The 20,763-nt window shown below is 73.8% G+C and carries 18 protein-coding genes and 1 tRNA gene; 5 read left to right on the top strand and 14 right to left on the bottom strand.

Features of this window, described 5'->3' with window-relative positions; genetic code table 11:
* Nucleotides 1–58 precede the first annotated feature (58 nt).
* From AC067J_RS22335 to AC067J_RS22320, 4 genes are all read right to left on the bottom strand, one after another.
* The gene (locus tag AC067J_RS22335; RefSeq protein WP_478301758.1) at nucleotides 59–1,171 is read right to left on the bottom strand and encodes a DegT/DnrJ/EryC1/StrS family aminotransferase; all 1,113 of its coding nucleotides are present in this window, start codon (nucleotides 1,169–1,171) and stop codon (nucleotides 59–61) included.
* Nucleotides 1,172–1,337: 166 nt separating this feature from the next.
* Nucleotides 1,338–2,450: a DegT/DnrJ/EryC1/StrS family aminotransferase gene (locus AC067J_RS22330; RefSeq protein ID WP_478301756.1), complete on the bottom strand. Its 1,113-nt coding sequence runs from the start codon at nucleotides 2,448–2,450 to the stop codon at nucleotides 1,338–1,340.
* Nucleotides 2,451–2,625: 175 nt separating this feature from the next.
* A complete protein-coding gene (locus AC067J_RS22325) occupies nucleotides 2,626–3,606 on the bottom strand; it encodes an NAD-dependent epimerase/dehydratase family protein (RefSeq protein ID WP_478301754.1) in 981 nt (326 codons plus the stop codon).
* Complete coding sequence (locus AC067J_RS22320; protein WP_478301751.1) at nucleotides 3,603–4,838, bottom strand: Gfo/Idh/MocA family protein; 1,236 nt, start codon at nucleotides 4,836–4,838, stop codon at nucleotides 3,603–3,605. The genes AC067J_RS22325 and AC067J_RS22320 overlap by 4 nt, the downstream gene beginning before the upstream one ends.
* A gap of 397 nt (nucleotides 4,839–5,235) precedes the next feature.
* Between AC067J_RS22320 and AC067J_RS22315 the strand changes: the two genes are divergently transcribed.
* Complete coding sequence (locus AC067J_RS22315; protein WP_478301750.1) at nucleotides 5,236–5,700, top strand: YwqJ-related putative deaminase; 465 nt, start codon at nucleotides 5,236–5,238, stop codon at nucleotides 5,698–5,700.
* A gap of 143 nt (nucleotides 5,701–5,843) precedes the next feature.
* Nucleotides 5,844–6,335 (top strand): SUKH-3 domain-containing protein, encoded by a 492-nt coding sequence (locus tag AC067J_RS22310; protein WP_478301748.1) that lies wholly within the window; start codon nucleotides 5,844–5,846, stop codon nucleotides 6,333–6,335.
* A 161-nt stretch (nucleotides 6,336–6,496) separates the two neighbouring features.
* On the opposite strand, the gene AC067J_RS22305 is transcribed toward AC067J_RS22310, so the two are convergent.
* Nucleotides 6,497–7,765, bottom strand: a complete 1,269-nt coding sequence (locus AC067J_RS22305; protein WP_478301746.1) for a sensor histidine kinase — start codon at nucleotides 7,763–7,765, stop codon at nucleotides 6,497–6,499.
* A 261-nt stretch (nucleotides 7,766–8,026) separates the two neighbouring features.
* On the opposite strand from AC067J_RS22305, the gene ppc reads away from it, so the two are divergent.
* On the top strand, nucleotides 8,027–10,840 hold the full coding sequence (gene ppc / locus AC067J_RS22300) for a phosphoenolpyruvate carboxylase (RefSeq protein WP_478301744.1): 2,814 nt from the start codon (nucleotides 8,027–8,029) through the stop codon (nucleotides 10,838–10,840).
* A gap of 60 nt (nucleotides 10,841–10,900) precedes the next feature.
* On the opposite strand, the gene AC067J_RS22295 is transcribed toward ppc, so the two are convergent.
* The 8 genes from AC067J_RS22295 to AC067J_RS22260 all read right to left on the bottom strand — a co-directional run bounded on the left by AC067J_RS22295 (nucleotide 10,901) and on the right by AC067J_RS22260 (nucleotide 17,506).
* Entirely contained in the window at nucleotides 10,901–11,851 is a 951-nt protein-coding gene (locus tag AC067J_RS22295) for a hypothetical protein (RefSeq protein ID WP_478301742.1), read from the bottom strand.
* The gene (locus AC067J_RS22290; RefSeq protein ID WP_478301740.1) at nucleotides 11,841–12,362 is read right to left on the bottom strand and encodes a SigE family RNA polymerase sigma factor; all 522 of its coding nucleotides are present in this window, start codon (nucleotides 12,360–12,362) and stop codon (nucleotides 11,841–11,843) included. Before AC067J_RS22290 ends, AC067J_RS22295 begins: the two co-directional genes overlap by 11 nt.
* Before the next feature lie 98 nt (nucleotides 12,363–12,460).
* On the bottom strand, nucleotides 12,461–12,730 hold the full coding sequence (locus AC067J_RS22285; protein WP_478301739.1) for a hypothetical protein: 270 nt from the start codon (nucleotides 12,728–12,730) through the stop codon (nucleotides 12,461–12,463).
* Nucleotides 12,731–13,011: 281 nt separating this feature from the next.
* A complete protein-coding gene (gene pth, locus AC067J_RS22280; protein WP_478301737.1) occupies nucleotides 13,012–13,593 on the bottom strand; it encodes an aminoacyl-tRNA hydrolase in 582 nt (193 codons plus the stop codon).
* A 148-nt stretch (nucleotides 13,594–13,741) separates the two neighbouring features.
* A complete protein-coding gene (locus AC067J_RS22275) occupies nucleotides 13,742–14,332 on the bottom strand; it encodes a 50S ribosomal protein L25/general stress protein Ctc (RefSeq protein WP_478301735.1) in 591 nt (196 codons plus the stop codon).
* 307 nt (nucleotides 14,333–14,639) lie between these two features.
* A complete protein-coding gene (locus tag AC067J_RS22270) occupies nucleotides 14,640–15,617 on the bottom strand; it encodes a ribose-phosphate diphosphokinase (protein WP_478301733.1) in 978 nt (325 codons plus the stop codon).
* A gap of 205 nt (nucleotides 15,618–15,822) precedes the next feature.
* Nucleotides 15,823–17,292, bottom strand: a complete 1,470-nt coding sequence (gene glmU, locus AC067J_RS22265) for a bifunctional UDP-N-acetylglucosamine diphosphorylase/glucosamine-1-phosphate N-acetyltransferase GlmU (protein ID WP_478301732.1) — start codon at nucleotides 17,290–17,292, stop codon at nucleotides 15,823–15,825.
* A gap of 140 nt (nucleotides 17,293–17,432) precedes the next feature.
* A tRNA-Gln gene (locus tag AC067J_RS22260) sits at nucleotides 17,433–17,506 on the bottom strand.
* Between the two features lie 484 nt (nucleotides 17,507–17,990).
* On the opposite strand from AC067J_RS22260, the gene AC067J_RS22255 reads away from it, so the two are divergent.
* Nucleotides 17,991–18,986, top strand: a complete 996-nt coding sequence (locus tag AC067J_RS22255) for an acyl-CoA desaturase (protein ID WP_478301729.1) — start codon at nucleotides 17,991–17,993, stop codon at nucleotides 18,984–18,986.
* A 173-nt stretch (nucleotides 18,987–19,159) separates the two neighbouring features.
* On the top strand, nucleotides 19,160–19,762 hold the full coding sequence (locus AC067J_RS22250; RefSeq protein ID WP_478301822.1) for a TetR/AcrR family transcriptional regulator: 603 nt from the start codon (nucleotides 19,160–19,162) through the stop codon (nucleotides 19,760–19,762).
* Nucleotides 19,763–19,768: 6 nt separating this feature from the next.
* Here AC067J_RS22250 and AC067J_RS22245 read toward each other — a convergent pair whose 3' ends face one another.
* Complete coding sequence (locus tag AC067J_RS22245) at nucleotides 19,769–20,671, bottom strand: methyltransferase domain-containing protein (protein ID WP_478301727.1); 903 nt, start codon at nucleotides 20,669–20,671, stop codon at nucleotides 19,769–19,771.
* Nucleotides 20,672–20,763 lie beyond the last annotated feature (92 nt).

The following is a 20,763-nucleotide window of genomic DNA, read 5'->3' as shown; positions in this document are numbered from 1 at the left end:
CGCGAAGGGGACGGGACCGCTGACGGGGCCAGGAGCGGAGCCGGGAGCGGACCGGGGCTCAGGCCGCCAGTGCCTTGGCCAGCACCTCCACCACGCGCTCCTGCTGCGTCTCGCCGATCTGCGGGTAGAGCGGCAGGGTCAGCAGCTCGCGCGCGGCCCGCTCGGCGACCGGGAAGGCCCCCTCGCCGTGGCCGAGGTGCCGGAACGCGGGCTGGAGGTGGACCGGGACGGGGTAGTGGACGCCGGCCCCGATGCCGGCCGCGGTCAGGGCGGCGAGCACCGCGTCGCGGTCCCGTCCGGCGCCGACCCGCACCGCGTACAGGTGCCGGACGTGCTCGTTGCCGGGGGCGGTGCGCGGCGGGGTGACCCCGTCCAGGCCGGCCAGCAGCCGGTCGTACCGGTCGGCGGCGGCCCGGCGGGCCTCGTTCCAGGCGGGCAGCCGGCGCAGCTTGGCCCGGAGCACGACGGCCTGCAACGCGTCCATCCGGGAGTTGAAGCCGAAGCGCTCGTGGACGTACTTGCGCTCGGAGCCGTGGTCGCCGATCAGGCGGACGGCGGCGGCCAGGTCGTCGTCGTCGGTGACGACGGCACCCGCGTCGCCGTACGCGCCGAGGTTCTTGCCGGGGTAGAAGCTGGTGGCGGAGATCCGGCCGTGGAAGGCCCGGCCGTGCTGCCGGGCGCCCTGGGACTGCGCGGCGTCCTCCACGACCGGCCGGTCGCCGGCGAGGTCAAGCAGCGGCGCCATCGGGGCGAGCTGGCCGTTGAGGTGGACGGGCAGCAGCGCGACCGCCTCCGGCAGGACGTCGGCGACGCGCGCCGGGTCGATCAGCAGGTGCTCGGGGTCGGCGTCGACCAGCACCGGGCGCAGGCCTGCCCGCTGGACGGCCTCGGCGGTGGCGACGAAGGTGTTGGCGGGCAGCACCACGCCGCCGCCGGGCGGCAGGTCGAGGGCGCGCAGGGCCAGTTCGAGGGCGTCGGTGCCGTTGGCGGCGCCGACGCAGTGGCGGGTGCCGGAGAAGGCCGCGTACTCCTCCTCGAAGCCGGTCACCTCGGGTCCCTTGACGTAGCCGCCGTCGGCGAGCACCCGGTCGAAGCCGGCCCGGACCTCCGCCTCGATCTCGGCGTGCGCGGCCTTGAGGTCGACGAGCGGTACGGGCTGGTCGGTGGTCATCGTGGTCTCCCTGGGCCGGTCGGACGTGGCAGCGGTCGGATGTGGGGACAGCGGACGCGGGAACGCCGGACGCGTCGAGGCCCGGACGCGTCAAGGGCCCGGACGCGTCGAGCCCGGACGCGGGAACGCCGGACGCGCGGACGCGCGCCCCCGGCGGCGGCGCCGCTCAGCCGAGCGCGGCGCGCAGGGCGGCGACCACCCGGTCCTGCTGCTCCTCGGTCAGCGCGTGGTACAGCGGCAGGATCAGCGAGCGCCGGGTGAGCAGCTCGGTGGCGGGCAGCGGCACCCGGGCGACGCCCTTGTACGGGGCCTCCAGGTGGGCCGCCATGATGCCGCGCCGGGCGGAGACGCCGGCCTCGGCGAGCCGGGCGAGCAGTTCGGCCCGGTCGGGGGCGCCGTCCGGCGGCAGCACCCAGCAGGACTGGTAGTTGGTGGTGCCGTGCGGCGGGTCGTCGACCAGCCGGAGCCCGGTGCCGGCCAGCAGCTCGCGGTAGCGCCCGGCGAGTTCGCGCCGCCGGGCGACCATGGCCGGCAGTTTGCGCAGCTGCACCAGGCCGACGGCGGCCTGGATGTCGGTCATCCGGTAGTTGAAGCCGATCTCGTCGTAGGTCTCCAGCAGGCTCGCCCCGCCGGCCGCCGCGTGCCGGTCGGCGGCCGAGACGCTCATCCCGTGCTCGCGCAGCCGCCGCAGCCGGGCGGCCAGTTCGCCGTCCTGACAGGTGACCATGCCGCCCTCGCCGGTGGTGAGCAGCTTGCGCGGGTGGAAGGAGTACGCGGCGATCGCGGCGGTGCTGCCGACCGGCCGGTCCCGGTACACCGAGCCGGCTCCGCAGGCGGCGTCCTCGACCACGGTGACGCCGCGCGGTTCGACGGCGGCCCGGACGGCGTCCAGGTCGACCGGGACGCCGCCCTGGTCGACCACCACCACCGCCCGGGTGCGCTCGGTGAGCAGCGGTCCGACGGTGGCGGCGGTGAGGTTGCCGGTGGCCGGGTCGACGTCGGCGAAGACCGGCACCGCGCCGACGTAGGTGACGGCGTTGGCGGTGGCGACGAAGGAGAGCGAGGGGACGACCACCTCGTCCCCCGGTCCCACGCCGGCGCCGATCAGCGCCAGGTGGAGGGCGGTGGTGCAGGAGGAGACCGCGACGGCGTGCTCGACCCCGAGGTACTCGGCGAAGGCCCGCTCGAACTCGGCGACCCGGGGGCCCTGGGCCACCCAGCCGGAGCGGACGGCCTCGGCGGCGGCCTCGGCCTCCTCCTCGCCGAGCCAGGGGATCATGACGGGGATGGTGGACACAGGTGTACTCCGAACTGCCGTGCGGTCGGGGCGGGAGGAACGGGCCCGGCGGAGGACGTCGACGGACGGCGGGCACCGGCGCCGGTGAGCACCGGCCGGCACGCGGGCACGGCGGCCGGCGGCTGGCACCGGCGACCGGCGACGCCGCGGCGGAGCGCTACTGCTCGCGCCACCAGGCGACCAGCCGGCGCAGGCCCTCGTCGAGGCCCAGTTCGGGCTTCCACCCGAGGTCGCGTTCGGCGGCGCCGATGTCGGCCAGCCGCCGGACCACGCCGCCGGCGGTGTCCCGGGCCGGACCGTGCTCGACGCCCAGGTCGGTCCGGTCCATCGCGGCGAGGAGCGCGTCGGCGAGGCCGCGCAGCGAGACCTCCGAGGCGCTGGCGATGTTGTAGACCCGGTCGGTGACGGGCGCGGAGGCGGCCAGCAGGTTGGCCCGGGCGATGTCCTCGGTGTAGACGAAGTCCATGGTCTGGGCCCCGTCGCCGAAGATCAGCGGCTGCTGACCGGAGGCGATCCGCTCCATCCAGCGGATGAACACCTCGGTGTACCGGCCGTGCACGTCCATCCGGGGGCCGTACACGTTGAAGTAGCGCAGCGCCACGTAGTCCAGGCCGTACATGGCGTGGAAGGAGCGGAGCAGGCCCTCGTTGAAGACCTTGGCGGCCCCGTACAGGGTGTCGTTGTTGTAGGGGTGCTGGGTCTCCGGCGTCGGGAAGACGTCGGCGAGGCCGTAGACGGAGGCGGTGGAGGAGGCGACGACCTTCCCGACGCCCACCTCGGCGGCGGCCTCGACCACGTCGAAGGCGCCGTCCACCATGATCTCCAGGGCCAGCCGGGGTTCGGTGGCGCACTGGGTGATCCGGATCGCGGCCAGGTGGAAGAGCAGGTCGGTGCCGGGGCGGAGCAGCTCGCGCAGCAGGGCGCGGTCGCGGATGTCGCCGTCCACCACCCGCAGCCGGCCGGGGGCGGCGACCTCCCGGGCGTGCGCGAGGTTGGCCTTCCGGCCGCGGGAGAAGTCGTCGAGCACGACGACCTCGCGGGCGCCCGCCTCGATGAGCTGGTCGACCACGGTGGAGCCGATGGTGCCGGCCCCGCCCGTGACCAGGCAGCGGGAGCCCTCGATCTCTACAGCGTTCACCGCGTGGCGGCCCTTTCCTGAGCTTCGGACAGTGCGTCGACGCCGGCCGGTACGTCGTCCTCGGAGAGTGCGTCGTCCTCGGTCGGTACGTCGTCCTCGGAGAGTGCGTCGTCGAGGCCGGCGCCGACCGGGACGGTGGCGCCGCCGAGTTCGAGGCTGAGCGAGGCCGCCTCCAGCAGCTGGAGCACCCGCAGGCCGGACCGGCCGTCGGTGAGCGGGGCGCGGCCCTCGGTGACGGCGGCGGCGAACTCGGCCATCACGTTGCGCAGCGCCTCCTGTTCGACCAGCGCGGGGGCGACCATCGAGCCGACCCGGTAGGAGATGCGCGCCCGGTGCCGGATCGCGTCGGTCAGCTCCTCGGGCGGGGTGAGGTCCACGCCGCGGTCGTGCACCGCCAGGCGGGCCTGCGGGTTGAGGTCGTCCCAGACCAGGGTGCGCCGCGAGCCGCCGATCAGCGTGGTGCGGACCTTGGTCGGCGAGAGCCAGTTGACGTGGCAGTGCGCCAGCGCGCCGTTGCTCAGCCGGACCGTCAGGTACGCGACGCAGGCCCGGCCGGCGCCGATCGGGTCGGCGCCCTGGGCGGAGACGCCGACGGGTTCGACGCCCGGCGGCAGGACGAAGTCGAGGATGGACAGGTCGTGCGGGGCGAGGTCCCAGAGCACGTCGACGTCCGGCTGGACCAGCCCGAGGTTGATCCGCACCGAGTCGAAGAACTGGACCTCGCCGATCTCCCCGCCGTGCACCAGTTCGCGGATCCGGCGCACCACGGGCGTGTAGCAGAAGGTGTGGTCGCACATCAGCACCAGTCCGCGTTCCTCGGCGAGCGCCACCAGTTCGGCCGCCTCGGCCGCGGAGGTGGTGATCGGCTTCTCGACGAGGACGTGCTTCCCGGCCTCCAGTGCGGCCCGCACCAGCCGGTAGTGGGCGGCGGCCGGGGTGGCCACCGCCACCGCGGCGACCCGTTCGTCGGCCAGCACCTCGTCGAACGAGGTGGTGGTCCGGACGGTGCTGTACTCGCCCAGCACCCGGCGGGACTTCGCCTCGTCCAGGTCGCAGAGCCAGTGCAGGCGCAGTGCCGGCGTCTGCTGTGCGTTGCGGACCAGGTTCGGGCCCCAGTAGCCGGCCCCCACCACGGCGATCCCGATCCGGTGCACCGGCTCGCTCTCCGGCGGTGCGCCCGGTGTGGGCACGTGCTCGCCGGGCGCCTCGTTGGCGGACTCCGTCTCCGTCATCGCAGGACCCCCCTTGCTCGGCGCCGCGACTCCCCCGTCCCGACGCCCTCAGCGGTCATGGCAGGCAAAGGAGTTGCCAGTACCCCCCCCCGGACGTCCCCACCGGCCGGCCGACCCCTTGGCTCGCTGCTGGAACGCTACCCGCCGCCACCACCGCCCGGGGGTGGATTCGGGAAACCGGGGGACGAGTCGTGACGATGCCGTGCGGATCCGGCCAACGCGGCGTGCCCACCCGTCCGGTGGCCGGACCGGACCGTCCGGCCACCGGGGTCTCCGGCCAAGTGCGCCGCACCCCGGTTGTGCGGTTGTCGGTGCCATTTGACAGGCTTGCCCCGGGCTGGCCCCGCCAGCCCCACTGGTACCGGCAGCACCGGGGAGCGAGAAGGAGGACGACGCCATGACCACCGGGGAACCGGCCGGCCCGCCGCTGCTGCGGCACCACCGCGACAGCCTGCTGCCCGCCGTCGCCGCCGCCCTGTCGCTGAAGGGCGGCGAGGTGCACACCCTGGCCGGCGACAAGTCCGACCGCCGGCCGCTGCTCCATCCGCTGGTCGGCGGCTTCCTGGACGGGCTGCCACCGGAGCACCGGGAGCGGTTCACCGGCCGCTGCCCGGAGGCGGTCCTGCTCTCCCGGTACCTGACCGAGGTGGACGGCCGGCGCTCCAAGCGCGCCTCCCGGAAGCCGATGAGCCTGCAGGAGGCCCGCAAGGCCCTCAAGGGTGCCCGGCTGACCACCGTACGGATCCGCGAGGAGCACGACCCGGCGCACGGCACCCACGCCCCGCCGTGCCGCTCCTGCGCACCGCTGCTCGAACACTTCACCGTGCAGAGCGTCGCCGTCGGCCCGGCCGCCGCGCACTGACCGGCCGTCGACCGCCGGCCGCCCGGCCGCAGGCCGACCGCACGCCCGGACCGTCCCCCGTCCCCGACCCACCGGAGCCCGTCCTGAATCCGCCCAGCCCGCCCCCGCCCCCGCCCCCGCCGTCCACGCTCGCCGGGCCCGCCGTGCGGACCCGCCCGCGCTTCCCGGCCGACGTCGCCGCCGAGCTGAAGGCGGCCGGCTGGCACCCCGGCCGCTGGCAGATCCGGCAGGCCGAGGAGTGGGCCGACACCCTCGTCGGGTACGGCAGCCCGGCCGGCGTCCAGCACTCGGTGTTCCCGGCGGCCGTGGAGGCCTGGGCCGAGTTCGGCGGCCTCGCCTTCGACCTGTCCGGCCCCGGACGACAGCTGGCCCGCACCCCTTTCCTGGTCGACCCGCTGCGCGGGCTGCACCAGCCGCGCACCCTGGCCGACCTGGGCCGCGCACTGGACACCCGGCTCGCGCCGCTCGGCGAGGAGGCGTACGGGCAGGCGCTGCTGGCGGTCGACGAGGAGGGCCGGGTCTACAGCCTGGACCACACCGGGGAGTGGTTCCTGGGCCACGGCGTCGACCAGGCGATCACCGCACTGGTGCTGGGCACCGCCCCCGAGCGGCTGCGCACCCCCGACGAGCCGTAGCCCGCAGCCCGTGGTCCGGGTTCCGGCACTGCCCGGCCCGGCACAGAACGGCCCGGCCCGGCCCGGCCCGGTGGGAGGCTCCCCGGGCCGGCACCGATCCGGGGAGCCTCCCGGGGAGCAGCGGGGAACACCCCGCGCAGCGGGCACCCCCGCGACCGGGCTCAGACCAGCCGGTCCGTCCGGACCGCCAGCCGCGACGGCAGCACCGCCTCCACCCGGAACCCGCCGTCCCGCTCCGGCCCCGCCGAGAAGGTGCCACCCAGCGCGACCACCCGCTCCCGCATCCCGACCAGCCCGTTGCCGCCGCTGGGCAGCGCGGCCGCGGCCCGCTCGCCGCCCGGGCAGGCGTTCACCACGCTGACCCGCACCCCGTTCGGCGCGTACGCGAGCAGCACCGAGACCTGCGCCCCGCCGGCGTGCTTGTGCGCGTTGGTCAGCCCCTCCTGGACCACGCGGTACGCGGTCTGCTCGGCCTCGCCCGTGAACTCCTGCCGGCTGCCGCTGACCGTGAGGGTGACGGCCATCCCGGCCGCCCGCGACTGGTCGACCAGCCGCGGCAGGGCGGTCAGCGAGTCCGGCTCGACCGCCGCCTCGTCGGACATCCGCAGCACCCCGAGGATCTCGCGCAGCTCGTTGAGCGCCTGCCGGCCGACCTCGCCCATCAGCTTGGCGCTCTGCGCCGCCCGGTCCGGGTCCTTGGCCACGATCCGCTCCAGCGCACCGGCGTGCACCACCATCAGCGAGACGCGGTGCGCCACCACGTCGTGCATCTCGCGGGCGATCCGGGTCCGCTCCTCCAGCCGCGCCCGGCGGGCGCGCTCGCGGGCCTGCTCGGCCAGCAGGTCCAGTTCGGTCTCCAGGCCGTGCGCGCGGTCCTTGAGCGACTCGATCAGCCGGCGGCGCGCCCCCACGTACAGGCCGGTCACCACGGGGGCCACGGTCACGCCGACGGACACCAGCATCGCCAGCACCAGCTGGCCCCAGAACGGCGGCTGCTCGACGCCGGAGTCGCCGGGGGTGAGCATCGACAGCAGGATCACCCCGGCCACCTCGGCGTAGGCGAGCGCGGAGAGCGCCACCACCCGCCGTCGGCGCGAGGGCCACTCCCAGGTCTCGGCCAGCGTGTACAGCGCCACCAGCAGCAGCACCATCCCGGGGATCCCGGGCATCACCATCAGCGCGACCAGCACCGGTACGGCCGGCCAGCGGCGGCGCAGCACCAGGGTGCCGCCGGCCAGCGCGCCGAACAGCGCGACCCCGAACATCGCCACGGTCCCGAGGTGGATCCGGGCGCCCAGGAAGGCGACCGAGCTGGCCGCGCACTCCAGCGCCGCGAGGGCGGCCAGGCCGGCGTCCAGGAGGGCGCTGCGCCGTCGCCGCCACCACAAGAACGACCGGTCGTGCGCGCGCTCCCCAGGCGACTTGCTCATGGCTCACAGACTACGGCGCATCACCCGCCCTTCCCCACCCGGTTCCGCCCCGACACCTCGGCGGACCTCAAGTGGTCCAGACCACATACGGGGCCGGGGCATCATGTCCGCCATCCGGCCACCTCTCGGACAGCGACCCTCCCGACGCCTATGCTGATCGCGTCGGACAGCGCGGTCCGCACGCGTCACACCCGCCACACGCGGGCGGACCTGTGACGATGAGCCGTTGCCGAACACCCCACCACCCCGAGGGAGCCAGCCGTGACCGCTCCGGTCCCCACCCCGGCGGACAGCCAAACCGCAGTCGGCTCAGCCGGCCCGGTCGCCGACAACTCAGCCCTGCGCGCGGACATCCGCCGCCTCGGCGACCTGCTCGGCGAGACGCTGGTCCGCCAGGAGGGCCCCCAGCTGCTGGGCCTGGTCGAACAGGTCCGCCTGCTGAGCCGCACCAACGGCGAGGCCACCGCCGAACTGCTCTCCGACATCGACCTGGAGACCGCCGCCAAGCTGGTGCGCGCCTTCTCCACCTACTTCCACCTCGCCAACGTGACCGAGCAGGTGCACCGCGGCCGCGAGCTCGCCACCCGGCGCGCCCGCGAGGGCTCCCTGCTCGAACAGACCGCCGACCAGCTCGCCGAGGCGGACCCCAAGCACCTCCAGGACACCCTCGCCCACCTCGCGGTCCGCCCGGTCTTCACCGCGCACCCCACCGAGGCGGCCCGCCGCAGCGTCCTCAACAAGCTCCGCCGGATCGGCGAACTGCTCGACCGCATCCACCGCGAGGAGATCGCCGCCGGCCTCTCCCACGCCGACCCGGCCCGCACCTCCTCGGCCCGGCGCCAGGCCGACCGCCGCCTCGCCGAGGTCATCGACCTGCTCTGGCAGACCGACGAGCTGCGGATCGCCCGGCCCGAACCCACCGACGAGGCCCGCAACGCCGTCTACTACCTGGACGAGCTGTACCGCGAGGCCGTCCCCGCCGTCCTGGAGGAGCTGCACGAGGAGCTGGCCCGGGTCGGCCTCGCCCTCCCCGACGGCGTCCGCCCGCTGACCTTCGGCACCTGGATCGGCGGCGACCGCGACGGCAACCCCAACGTCACCCCGCAGGTCACCTGGGACGTCCTCAACCTCCAGCACGAGTACGGCATCAAGGACGCCCTCGCCGCCGTCGACGACCTGCGCAACTCGCTCTCCACCTCGGAGCGGCTGGCCGGCGCCTCGGTCGAGCTGCTCGCCTCGCTCAACTCCGACCTCCACCTGCTGCCCGAGCTGAGCCCGCGCTACAAGCGGATGAACGCCGAGGAGCCGTACCGGCTCAAGGCCACCTGCGTCCGGCTCAAGCTGGAGAACACCCGCGAGCGGCTCGCCAACGGCACCCCGCACATCGAGGGCCGCGACTACCTCGGCACCCGCGAGCTGATCGCCGACCTGCGGCTGATCCAGGACTCGCTGCGCGCCCACCGCGGCGAGCTGATCGCCGACGGCCGGCTCGCCCGCGCCATCCGCACCGTCGAGGCGTTCGGCCTCCAGCTCGCCACCATGGACGTCCGCGAGCACGCCGAGGCCCACCACCACGCGCTCGGCCAGCTCTTCGACCGCCTCGGCGAGGAGGCCTGGCGCTACGCCGACATGCCGCGCGAGTACCGGCAGCGGCTGCTCGCCAAGGAGCTGCGCTCGCGCCGCCCGCTCGCCCCGACCCCGGCCCCGCTGGACCCGGCCGGCGCCAAGACCCTGGGCGTCTTCACCACCATCCGCGAGGGCTTCGAGCGGTTCGGCGACGAGATCGTCGAGTCCTACATCATCTCCATGTGCCAGGGCGCCGACGACGTCTTCGCCGCCACCGTGCTGGCCCGCGAGGCCGGTCTGATCGACCTGCACGCCGGGATCGCCAAGATCGGCATCGTGCCGCTCCTGGAGACCACCGACGAGCTCCAGCAGGCCGACCGGATCCTCGACGAGATGCTCTCCGACCCCTCCTACCGGCTGCTCGTCTCGCTGCGCGGCGACATCCAGGAGGTCATGCTCGGCTACTCCGACTCCTCGAAGTTCGGCGGCATCACCACCTCCCAGTGGGAGATCCACCGCGCCCAGCGCCGGCTGCGCGACGTCGCCCACCGGTACGGCATCCGGCTGCGGCTCTTCCACGGCCGCGGCGGCACCGTCGGCCGCGGCGGCGGCCCCTCGCACGAGGCGATCCTCGCCCAGCCCTGGGGCACCCTGGAGGGCGAGATCAAGGTCACCGAGCAGGGCGAGGTCATCTCCGACAAGTACCTCCTGCCCTCGCTGGCCCGGGAGAACCTGGAACTGACCATCTCCGCCACCCTGGCCGCCTCCGCGCTGCACACCGCCCCGCGCCAGGCCCCCGAGGAGCTGGCCCGCTGGGACGCCGCCATGGACCGCGTCTCCGAGGCCGCGCACAACGCCTACCGGGCCCTGGTCGAGCAGGAGGACCTGCCGAAGTACTTCTTCGCCGCGACCCCGGTCGACCAGCTCGCCTCGCTGCACCTGGGCTCGCGCCCCTCCCGCCGCCCCGACTCGGGCGCCGGCCTCGACGGCCTGCGCGCCATCCCGTGGGTGTTCGGCTGGACCCAGTCCCGCCAGATCGTCCCCGGCTGGTACGGCGTCGGCGCCGGCCTCGCCGCCGCCCGCGAGGCCGGCCTCGGCGACGTCCTGGACGAGATGTACGGCCAGTGGCACTTCTTCCGCAACTTCCTCTCCAACGTCGCCATGACGCTGGCCAAGACCGACCTGCGGATCGCCCGCCACTACGTCGAGCAGCTGGTCCCGGCCGAGCTCCACCACGTCTTCGACCAGATCGTGGCCGAGCACGACGTGACCCTGCGCGAGGTCCTCCGGCTCACCGGCGAGAGCGAGCTGCTGGAGCACAACCCGGTGCTCAAGCAGACCTTCACCGTCCGCGACGCCTACCTGGACCCGATCTCCTACCTGCAGGTCGCGCTGCTGCGCCGGCAGCGCGAGGAGGTCTCCACCGGCCGCAACGAGGACCCGCTGCGCGCCCGCGCGCTGCTGCTGACCGTCAACGGCATCGCCGCCGGCCTGCGCAACACCGGCTGACCGGGGCCCGAAGGGCCCCGCGGCACCCGCCGCGGGGCCCTTCGCCGTTCCCGGACCGCGTCAGTCGCGCGGCCGGACCTCGATCACCAGGCTTCCGTACCGGGCCAGGACCTCGGCCCGGGCGGTCGCGGCCTGCTGGGTGACGACCACCACCCCGGCACCGTCCTCCGAGATCCACACGCTGTCGATCACCACGTTCCGCTCCGCCCAGTAGGCGGCGTCCTCCCCCTTGATCCGGTCCGCCAGTCCCCGGAAGTACTTCCGGGAGCCGGGCACGTCCACGAAGGTCACGCCCACACCGAGGTGCGGGACGGTGTCCAGGACGACCTGGTCGAGGCCGCTCCCGGTCGCCCTCATCACGTACACCCGCCCGACGTTCAGGTCCATGCAGACGCCGAACCAGTGCTCCTGGTAGTCCCGGGCGCCGAGCCGCCTGATGTCGGCGGCCACGTCGACCGCGTGGCGGTTGACCTGCCCCCCGCTCGTGCTCGCGCCGGGGAGCGGCGACGCGGGCGGCGTCTGCGGCGAGGAGGAGCCCGGCGGGGTGATGGGCGCCGTCGACGGCGCGTGCGCCTCCTCCCAGGTGGGCAGCCGCATCGAGGCCGGGCCCCCGGGGCAGACGCCGATCGTCCCGGCCGTGTCGGCCGAGGAGCTCGACGCCGACGGCAGCGGCAGGGAGGGCGGCGAACCCGACTGCCCGCCGGGGGCCGACGGGGACGGCACCACCGCTCCGGTGCCGACGCCCGCCCCCGCCGGCCCGGCGGCCCCGACCTCGCCGGCACCCAGCTGCGTCAGCGCCCCCACGCCGACCGCCAGCACCGCGGCTCCCGCGGCGGCCCGCAGCGCCAGCCCCCGGCGTGCCCGGCGCCGCCCGGCGCGCCTGAGGTCCGCCAGCGGGGGGCTCCCCTCCACCCCGCCGGCACTCGCCCCGAGGCGGACGACCAGTTCCTCCTCGAACCGGTCCTCGGCGCCGTCCGTGCTCCCCCGCCCGTTCCCGCCGTCAGCGGCCATGGCCCACCATCTCCTTCTCCGGTTCCAGTCCCTGCCGAAGCGTTCTCATCGCGCGGGCCAGATGGGTCCTGGCCGTGGCCGGTGAACAGCCGAGCTCCTCGGCCACCTGGGCCACCGACAGGTCGGCGTAGTAGCGCAGCACCACGGCCGCCCGCTGACGCGGCGGCAGCGACTTGAGCGCCGCCTCCAGTTGCTCGTCCCGTGCGTCGACCGCCGCCACCGGGGTGTCCGGCAGCAGGGGCGTCAGCACCTCCCGGCGGGTCCGCCGCCAGCGCGACACGTGGGTGCGGACCATCGCCTTGCGGACGTAGCCCTCGGCCGCGCCCGGGTCGCGGATCGCGCCGCGGCGCGCGTACACCCGGGCCAGGGCGTCGTGCAGGAGGTCCCGTGCGTCGTGGACGTCCCCCGTGATCAGGAACGCGCCGCGCAGCAGCGCCTGGTACCGCGCCGCGACGAACTCGTCGAACGGGTCACGCCCGGTGCCGTTCGGCCGCATCGATTCGCGCTTCATGCCAACAGGACGCACCGGCCTACGAAAACGGATGACAGCCCCGGGAAAATGCCGGAGGGGCCGGCGTCCGTCCGCGGACCCGGCCCCTCCCGTCTTCGTCACTCCCCCAGGTCACCCGCGCGCCGGCGCTTGACCCAGAGGGCCGCGCCGCCCGCGGCCACGACCAGGCCGCCGCCGACGGCCAGCAGGCCCGCGTCACCGCCGACCGAGCCGCCCAGCACCGGACCGAACTGCGCCGAGACCGGCTCGGGGGACACCAGGGCCGGGTCCGGGTCCGCCACCGAATCGGCGTGCGCCACGCCGCCGGAGAGCAGCACACCGGCCGCGCCCAGGGCGCCGGCGGTGCCCAGCGCACCCGCCGTGCCCATCCGCCGTCCGAGCTTCCTCAGCCGAACCACCCTGATCCGCCGAAGGCGCCGGACCGGCCGCAAACTCCGCATCGAGAACTCCCCAGAACCCGTTCGCGTACTGGCCCGACGCTATCCGATCGGCACAGTCTTCTCACACCTATTCAGGTTTGGACGACCAAGCGTTGCACGACCGTTGTGCAGTGCTACCACCCGTTCACACGGAGTACCCCGGTCGCCCTCGCCGCCGGAGCCCCGCCGGAAGGCCCCCGCCGCGGCCCGGCGCGCCCCTCCCGGCGGGGTCAGGAGTTGTACGTCGACTGGGCCCGCTCCAGCCCCTCCGAGAGCAGCGCCTCCACGGCGTCCGCCGAGCGGTCCACGAACCACTCCAGCTCCTTGCGCTCGGTGGCGGAGAAGTCCTTCAGCACGAAGTCCGCGACCTCCATCCGGCCCGGCGGGCGGCCGATCCCGCAGCGCACCCGGTGGTACTCGGGGCCCAGCGACTTGGTGATCGACTTCAGCCCGTTGTGGCCGTTGTCCCCACCGCCCAGCTTCAGCCGGAGCGCCGCGTAGTCGATGTCCAGCTCGTCGTGGACGGCCACCAGCGCCGAGGCCGGCGCCTTGTAGAAGTCCCGCAGCGCGGTGACCGGGCCGCCGGAGAGGTTCATGAACGACATCGGCTTGGCCAGCACCACCCGGTGCCCGCCCAGCCGCCCCTCGGCCACCTGGGCCCGGCTCTTGTGCGCCTTGAACTTGGCGCCCATCCGCTGCGCCAGCAGGTCCACCACCATGAACCCGATGTTGTGCCGGTTCCTGGCGTACTGCTCCCCCGGGTTGCCCAGCCCCACCACCAGCCAGGGGCCCTCGTACACGTCCTCGCTCATCCCACCGCTCCTCGTGGTCATCTGCACCGCCATCTTCCCGGACGCACCGCTGCCCCGGCCGCTCCCAGTACGGGGAGCGACCGGGGCAGCGGTCTCAAGCTGTTCGACAGGCCGGCCGGGCCGGCTGTCGGGAAGCCTGCCGAAAGGCTCAGGCCTCGGCGCCGGCCTCGGCCTCGACGGCCTCGTCCTCGGCCGGGGCGGCCTGGGCGGCGATGACCTGCAGCACGACGGTGTCGGCCTCGACGGCCAGGGTGACGCCGGCCGGCAGGGTGATGTCCTTGGCGTGGATGGAGGCGCCGGCCTCCAGGCCCTCGACGGAGACGGTGACGGCCTCGGGCAGGTGAGTGGCCTCGGCCTCGATCGGCAGGGCCTGCAGGACGTGCTCCAGCAGGTTGCCGCCCGGGGCCAGCTCGCCCTCGGTGTGGACCGGGATCTCGACGGTGACCTTCTCGCCGCGCTTGACCAGCAGCAGGTCGACGTGCTCGATGGTGCGCTTGATGGCCTCGCGCTGGACGGCCTTCGGCAGCACGTACTCGTCCTTGCCCTCGATCGGCACGACCAGCAGGGCGTTCGGGGTCTTCAGGGCCATCATCAGGTCGTGGCCGGGCAGGTTCAGGTGAACCGGCGCGTGGCCGTGGCCGTAGACGACACCGGGGACGAAGCCGGCACGGCGGGCGCGACGGGCGGCACCCTTGCCGAACTCGGTGCGGGTCTCAGCGGCAAGGCGGATCTCGGACACGACTGCACTCCTCGTGAAAGCTGGCGCGGGGGTGCAGGCAACGCGAAAAACCGCCGGGACCACACCCTCATAACATTCGGGGGTCACTCGGCGGCGCAACGACTTCTGCCGGAGCCCGGATGAATCCGGCGCCGGCAGCGCGTCGATCACGGAGCGGGCACCCGGCAAGCAGGCACACGGCATCCCTCGCCGAGCAGTTTCACGAGTCTAACCGGACCGGTGGCCTCTCGCGAAATCGGCGGCGGCCCCGGTCCCTGGGGGACCGGGGCCGCCTGCACGGGGCTTGGTCGGTGCACGCCCGTGAAGGTCAGTGCACACCCTCGAAGAGGCTGGTGACCGAGCCCTCCTCGAACACCTCGCGGATGGCGGCCGCGATCGACGGGGCGATCGACAGCGTGGTGACCTTGTCCAGCTGGAGCGAGGCCGGGGTCGGCAGCGTGTTCGTGAACACGAACTCGCTGACCCGCGAGTTCTTCAGCCGGTCGGCCGCGGGGCCGGAGAGCACGCCGTGGGTGGCGGCCACCAGGACGTCCGCGGCGCCGTTCTCGAACAGCGCGTCGGCGGCGGCGCAGATCGTGCCGGCGGTGTCGATCATGTCGTCGACCAGGACGCAGACGCGGCCCTTGACGTCACCGACCACCTCGGCCGAGAGGATGGTGTTGGCCTGCGTCATGTCGCGGCGCTTGTGGATGATCGCCAGCGGCGCGTCCAGGCGGTCGCACCACTGGTCGGCCACCTTCACCCGGCCGGCGTCCGGCGAGACCACGGTGAGCTTCGAGCGGTCGACCCGCCCGCCCACGTAGTCGGCCAGCAGCGGCAGCGCGAACAGGTGGTCCACCGGGCCGTCGAAGAAGCCCTGGATCTGCGCGGTGTGCAGGTCCACGGCCATCAGCCGGTCGGCGCCCGCCTGACGCAGCAGGTCGGCGACCAGACGGGCCGAGATGGGCTCGCGGCCGAGGTGCTTCTTGTCCTGGCGGGCGTACCCGTAGAACGGCAGGATCGCGGTGATGCTCCGGGCCGAGGCCCGCTTCAGAGCATCGATCATGATCAGCTGTTCCATGATCCACTGGTTGATGGGAGCCGTGTGGCTCTGCATCACGAAGCAGTCGGCACCGCGAGCCGACTCCAGGAAACGGACGTAGATCTCACCGTTGGCGAAGTCCAGGGCCTTGGTCGGGACGAGCTCCCCACCCAGCGACGCGGCCACCTCCTTCGCCAGCTCGGGGTGGGCACGGCCGGAGAAGAGCTTCAGCTTCTTCTCGCCCGACGTCGTGATCCCGCTCACTGCCACCGTCTCCTCGCGTTGCTGACGCTGAACCCGTCCGCACCGCGCGGGCAGGCGTGAGCCTGCCGGCGAGAGGGGTCGGGGGAATTGTCGGTACGCCTGGACACGGGCGGTAGGCCCTGTGGCGCACGCATGACCCCAAGGTTACGCGCCCGCACAGAAACCGTCCGCCCCGGGACCATCTGCCGGACCGGCACCCGACCGGTCAGGACCCCGCGGGAGCCTCTCCGCCGCCGCCCGCGGCAGCGGCCGCCGCCTGCGCCGATGCGGTTCCCGGGCGCTTGCGCTCGACCCAGCCGGCGATGTTCCGCTGCTGCGCCCGGCTCACTCCGAGCGCGCCGGCGGGGACGTCGTTGGTGATCACCGAACCGGCCGCGGTGTAGGCACCGTCACCGATCGTCACGGGAGCGATGAACATGTTGTCGGAACCGGTGCGGCAGTGCGCCCCGATCACCGTGCGGTGCTTGTTGACCCCGTCGTAGTTGACCGTGACCGAGGCCGCGCCGACGTTGGTGCCCTCGCCGATGGTGGCGTCGCCGATGTAGGAGAGGTGCGGCACCTTGGCGCCCTCGCCCAGCTCGGAGTTCTTCACCTCGACGTAGGTGCCCGCCTTGGACTTCCGGCCCAGCTTCGCGCCCGGCCGCAGGTACGCGTACGGGCCCGCGCTGGCGAAGTCGCCGACCTCGGCGCCGTCGGCCGTGGTGTTGCTCACACGCGCGCCGGCGCCGATCCGGGTGTCCTTGATCGTCGAGTTCGGGCCCACCTCGCAGCCCTCGCCCAGGTGGGTGACGCCCTGCAGCTGGGTGTTGGGCAGCACCACCGCGTCCGGCTCGTACGACACCTGGACGTCGAACCAGGTGGTCGCCGGGTCCACCACGGTGACGCCGGCCCGCATCGCGCGCTCCAGCAGCCGGTCGTTGAGCAGCCGGCGGGCGTGGGCCAGCTGCACCCGGTCGTTGATGCCGAGGATGTCCCGGTAGTCGGCGGCGACGACCGCGCCCACCCGGTGACCGGCCTTGCGCAGGATCTCCAGGGTGTCGGTCAGGTACTCCTCGCCCTGCACGTTGTCGGTGGTGACCTCGGCGAGCGCCCGCACCAGCAGCTCGGCGTCGAAGGCGAAGACGCCCGAGTTGATCTCGTCGATCGCCCGCTGGGCGTCCGAGGCGTCCTTCTCCTCGACGATCGCCGCGACCGCGCCGTCCACGCCGTCCCGCAGGATCCGGCCGTAGCCGAAGGGGTCCGGCACCACGGCGGTCAGCACCGTGACGCCGTTGCCCTGCCCGGTGTGGGCGTCGGCCAGGGCGCGCAGCGTCTCCCCGGTCAGCAGCGGCGCGTCCCCGGTGGTGACGATCACCGTGCCGTCCAGCGCGACCCCGTCGGCGGTCAGCGCCTCCAGCGCCGTCCGCACGGCGTGCCCGGTGCCGTTCTGCTCCTCCTGCACGACGGCGCGGGCCTGCGGGTGACGGGCCGCCAGGTGCTCGCGGACCTTCTCCCGGAGGTGGCCGATCACCACGACCAGGTGGCCCGGCGTCAGTTCCTCCGCCGCCGCCACCGCATGGCCGACCAGCGACCGGCCGCACACCTCGTGCAGCACCTTCGGCAGGCTGTTCGACTTCATCCTGGTCCCGCCACCGGCGGCGAGCACGACAACGGCGGCAGGCGAATTGGCACTCACGGGGGGAGGCTCCTCATTCGGTTCACAGAGAGGGCAGAGCAGCCCGGCCGGGACACAGGCCGGTCGCCTTCGCACAGTCCGCCGGACAGCCCAGACAATACCGGCGGTCGGGTGACACGCGCAGTCGAGGCGTGGGGGGGTGGCTCCGCCGCTAGGATTCGAACCCAGACAAAGGCCTCCAAAGGGCCCTGTGCTGCCATTACACCACGGCGGACAGTCGCTCAAACCCTACCCGAGTCGACCTCGTCCTGGGTATCGACTGTGCCAATCCGCCGGCCCCCGATCCGGCGGCGGCGACCGGCGCCCCGGGGCTCGGTGATGGCCAGGCAGCCGCGGTGCCCGTCACCGGCGTTCCTCCCCGCGGGCCCCTCTCGGACCTCCCTCGGGCCGCTCGCGAACCTCCCGCAGGTCGTTCGCGGGCCACTCGCGGACACGGTCCACCCGGTCGCGACGATCCGCGCGCGACGCGTGCGGACACGGGACGAATCCGGACGTCATCCATCCAGTCGGGTGAATTCACTCAAGCGCCGCCCGGCGGCGTATTCCCTTGGCGGCGGAGCACAACCTACGATTCCGTAGGTTACGGGAACGTAGCCTGTGTCCCCATCCCCACACCGCTCCTCCTCACCTCACCTCACCCGTCCCCACCTCACCCGACGTCTCCCCCCTGATTCGTCCTCTCCCCTCAAGGGACGCCCATGACCATCCAGGCAGGCGAGGCGCGCGCCGACTCCACGCGCTCCACCGCCACCCCCCACTCCCCCGAACAGCACCCCGCCCCGCCCCGGCTCTCCGCCACCCGCGGCGGGGAACGGCAGGGCCCCGCCGAGCGGATCGCCCTCGGCCTCTTCATCGCCGTCCCGTTCGCGGCCCTGGTGGCCGCCGTCCCGGTGGCCTGGGGCTGGGGGCTCGGCTGGACCGACCTCGCGATCGCCACCGTGATGTACTTCCTCACCTGCCACGGCATCACCGTCGGCTACCACCGCTACTTCACCCACGGCGCCTTCAAGGCCAACCGGCCGCTGCGGATCGCCCTCGCCGTCGCCGGCTCACTGGCGATCGAGGGGCCGCTGGTGCGCTGGGTGGCCGACCACCGCAAGCACCACCGGTACAGCGACAAGGACGGCGACCCGCACTCGCCCTGGCGCTACGGCGAGTCCGTCCCGGCCCTGCTCAAGGGCCTCTGGTGGGCCCACATGGGCTGGCTCTTCGACGAGGAGCAGACCCCCCAGCTCAAGTACGCGCCGGACCTCGTGAACGACCCGGCCATAAGGCGGATCTCCCGGCTGTTCTGGCTCTGGACCGCCATCTCGATGCTGCTGCCGCCGCTGGTCGGCGGGCTGGTCACGCTCTCCTGGCAGGGCGCGCTCTCCGCCTTCTTCTGGGGCTCGCTGGTCCGGGTGGCGCTGCTGCACCACGTCACCTGGTCGATCAACTCGATCTGCCACGCGGTCGGCCACCGGCCGTTCCGCTCCCGCGACCGCTCCGGCAACGTCTGGTGGCTGGCCGTCCTCTCCTGCGGCGAGTCCTGGCACAACCTGCACCACGCCGACCCGACCTCGGCCCGGCACGGCGTCCTGCGCGGGCAGGTCGACTCCTCGGCCCGGCTGATCCGCTGGTTCGAGCTGGCCGGCTGGGCCCGGGACGTCCGCTGGCCGGACGCACAGCGGATCGCCGCCCGCCGCGCCGCATGAGGGCTCGCCTGCAGCATGATGTAGGGGTGAACGGGAGCAGCGCAGACAGCACAGGCGGCCACCAGAGCACGCGGACGGACGCGGCGCCCGATCCGGCGCAGGCCCGTCCGCGCGCCGCCGCCGGGGCGGACGGCGCCGCGCCGGCACCGCGCCGCCGGGGCGGCCGGGTCCGGATGACCGGCAAGGAGCGGCGGGAGCAGCTGCTGGAGGTCGGCCGCATCGTGTTCGCGGAGCGCGGCTACGACGGCACCTCGGTGGAGGAGATCGCCGAGCGGGCCGGGGTCTCCAAGCCCGTGGTGTACGAGCACTTCGGCGGCAAGGAGGGGCTGTACGCGGTGGTGGTCGACCGCGAGATGCAGCTGCTGCTGGACATGGTGACCGGGGCGCTGACCGGGGGGCACTCGCGGGAACTGCTGGAACAGGCCGCGTTCGCGCTGATGGACTACATCGACACGTCGACGGACGGCTTCCGGATCCTCGTCCGGGACTCCCCGGTGGCCCAGTCGACGGGCACCTTCGCCTCGCTGATCAGCGACATCGCGACGCAGGTGGAGGACATCCTCGGGCTGGAGTTCAAGGCGCGGGGGTTCGACGCCCGGCTCGCCCCGATGTACTCGCAGATGCTGGTGGGGATGGTCGCACTGACCGGCCAGTGGTGGCTGGAGGTGCGCAAGCCGGAGAAGGCCGAGGTGGCCGCCCACCTGGTGAACCTGGCCTGGCACGGCTTGGAGGGGATGGAGCGGCACCCCAAGCTGGTCGGCGAGCGCAAGGCCTGAGCCGGCTCAGCCCCGCCTGACCGCGACGGCGAAGATCCGGCGGAACGGGAAGACGGTGCCGTGCGGCCCGGCCGGGTAGGCCTCGCGAAGCAGCGCACCGTACTCGGCCAGGAAGGCCGCCCGGGCGGCCGGGTCGGTGAGCCGGGTGAGCACGGGCCGCAGTGCGGTGCCCTTGACCCACTCCAGCACCGGGTCCTCGCCGGTGAGCAGGGTGCTGTAGGTGGTCTCCCAGACGTCGGCGGTGCAGCCGGCGTCGGCGAGTGCGCGGAGGTACTCGCCTGGCTCGTGGACCCCGGCCCGGGTGGCGTTCCCGCCGAGGGCCCCGCGCCAGCGCGGGCTGCGGCGGAGTCCGGCGAGCAGCAGGTGACTGGGGGAGTCGAAGTTGCCGGGCACCTGGAAGGCGATCACCCCGCCGGGCTTGAGCGCCGCCGCCCAGCGCGGCAGCAGGTCGAGGTGCCCGTCCGCCCGCCCTTCCCCGCTCCCCGCGTCCGGCGTGCCCGCGTCGCCCGCCTCGCCCGCGACCGACGAGGAGGACCCCGGTGCGGGCCGGCCTCCCGCGTCGAAGCCGATCCACTGCAGGGCCGCGTTGGAGACGATAAGGTCGGGCGCCGCCCCGGCCGGGTCGTAGTCGGCCGCGTCGGCGAGCAGGTAGTCGGCGGTGGGCTCGCCTGCCTCGGTGCGGGCGGCGGCGAGCATCTCGGCGGAGTTGTCGATCCCGGTGATCCGCGCCTCGGGCCAGCGCTCGCGGAGGACGGCGGTGGAGTTGCCGGGTCCGCAGCCGATGTCGAGGACGGTCGGCGCGGGTTCGTTCGGCAGGGCGGGGACGCGGGCGAGCAGGTCGCGCAGCGGACGGGTCCGTTCGTCGGCGAAGCGCAGGTACTGGTCGGGGTCCCAGACGGGCGAGGACATGGCCCACCTCTCAAGTATCTCGACATCAAGATATCCAGGCGCAGCTTCCATCCTGGATTTCTCGATGTCAAGAGACTTCACATCGACACAAC

It is taken from the genome of Kitasatospora sp. NPDC042419, assembly GCF_056437345.1.
The sequence above is the reverse complement of the archived record's forward strand: the minus strand, read 5'-3'. Positions and strand labels throughout refer to the sequence as shown.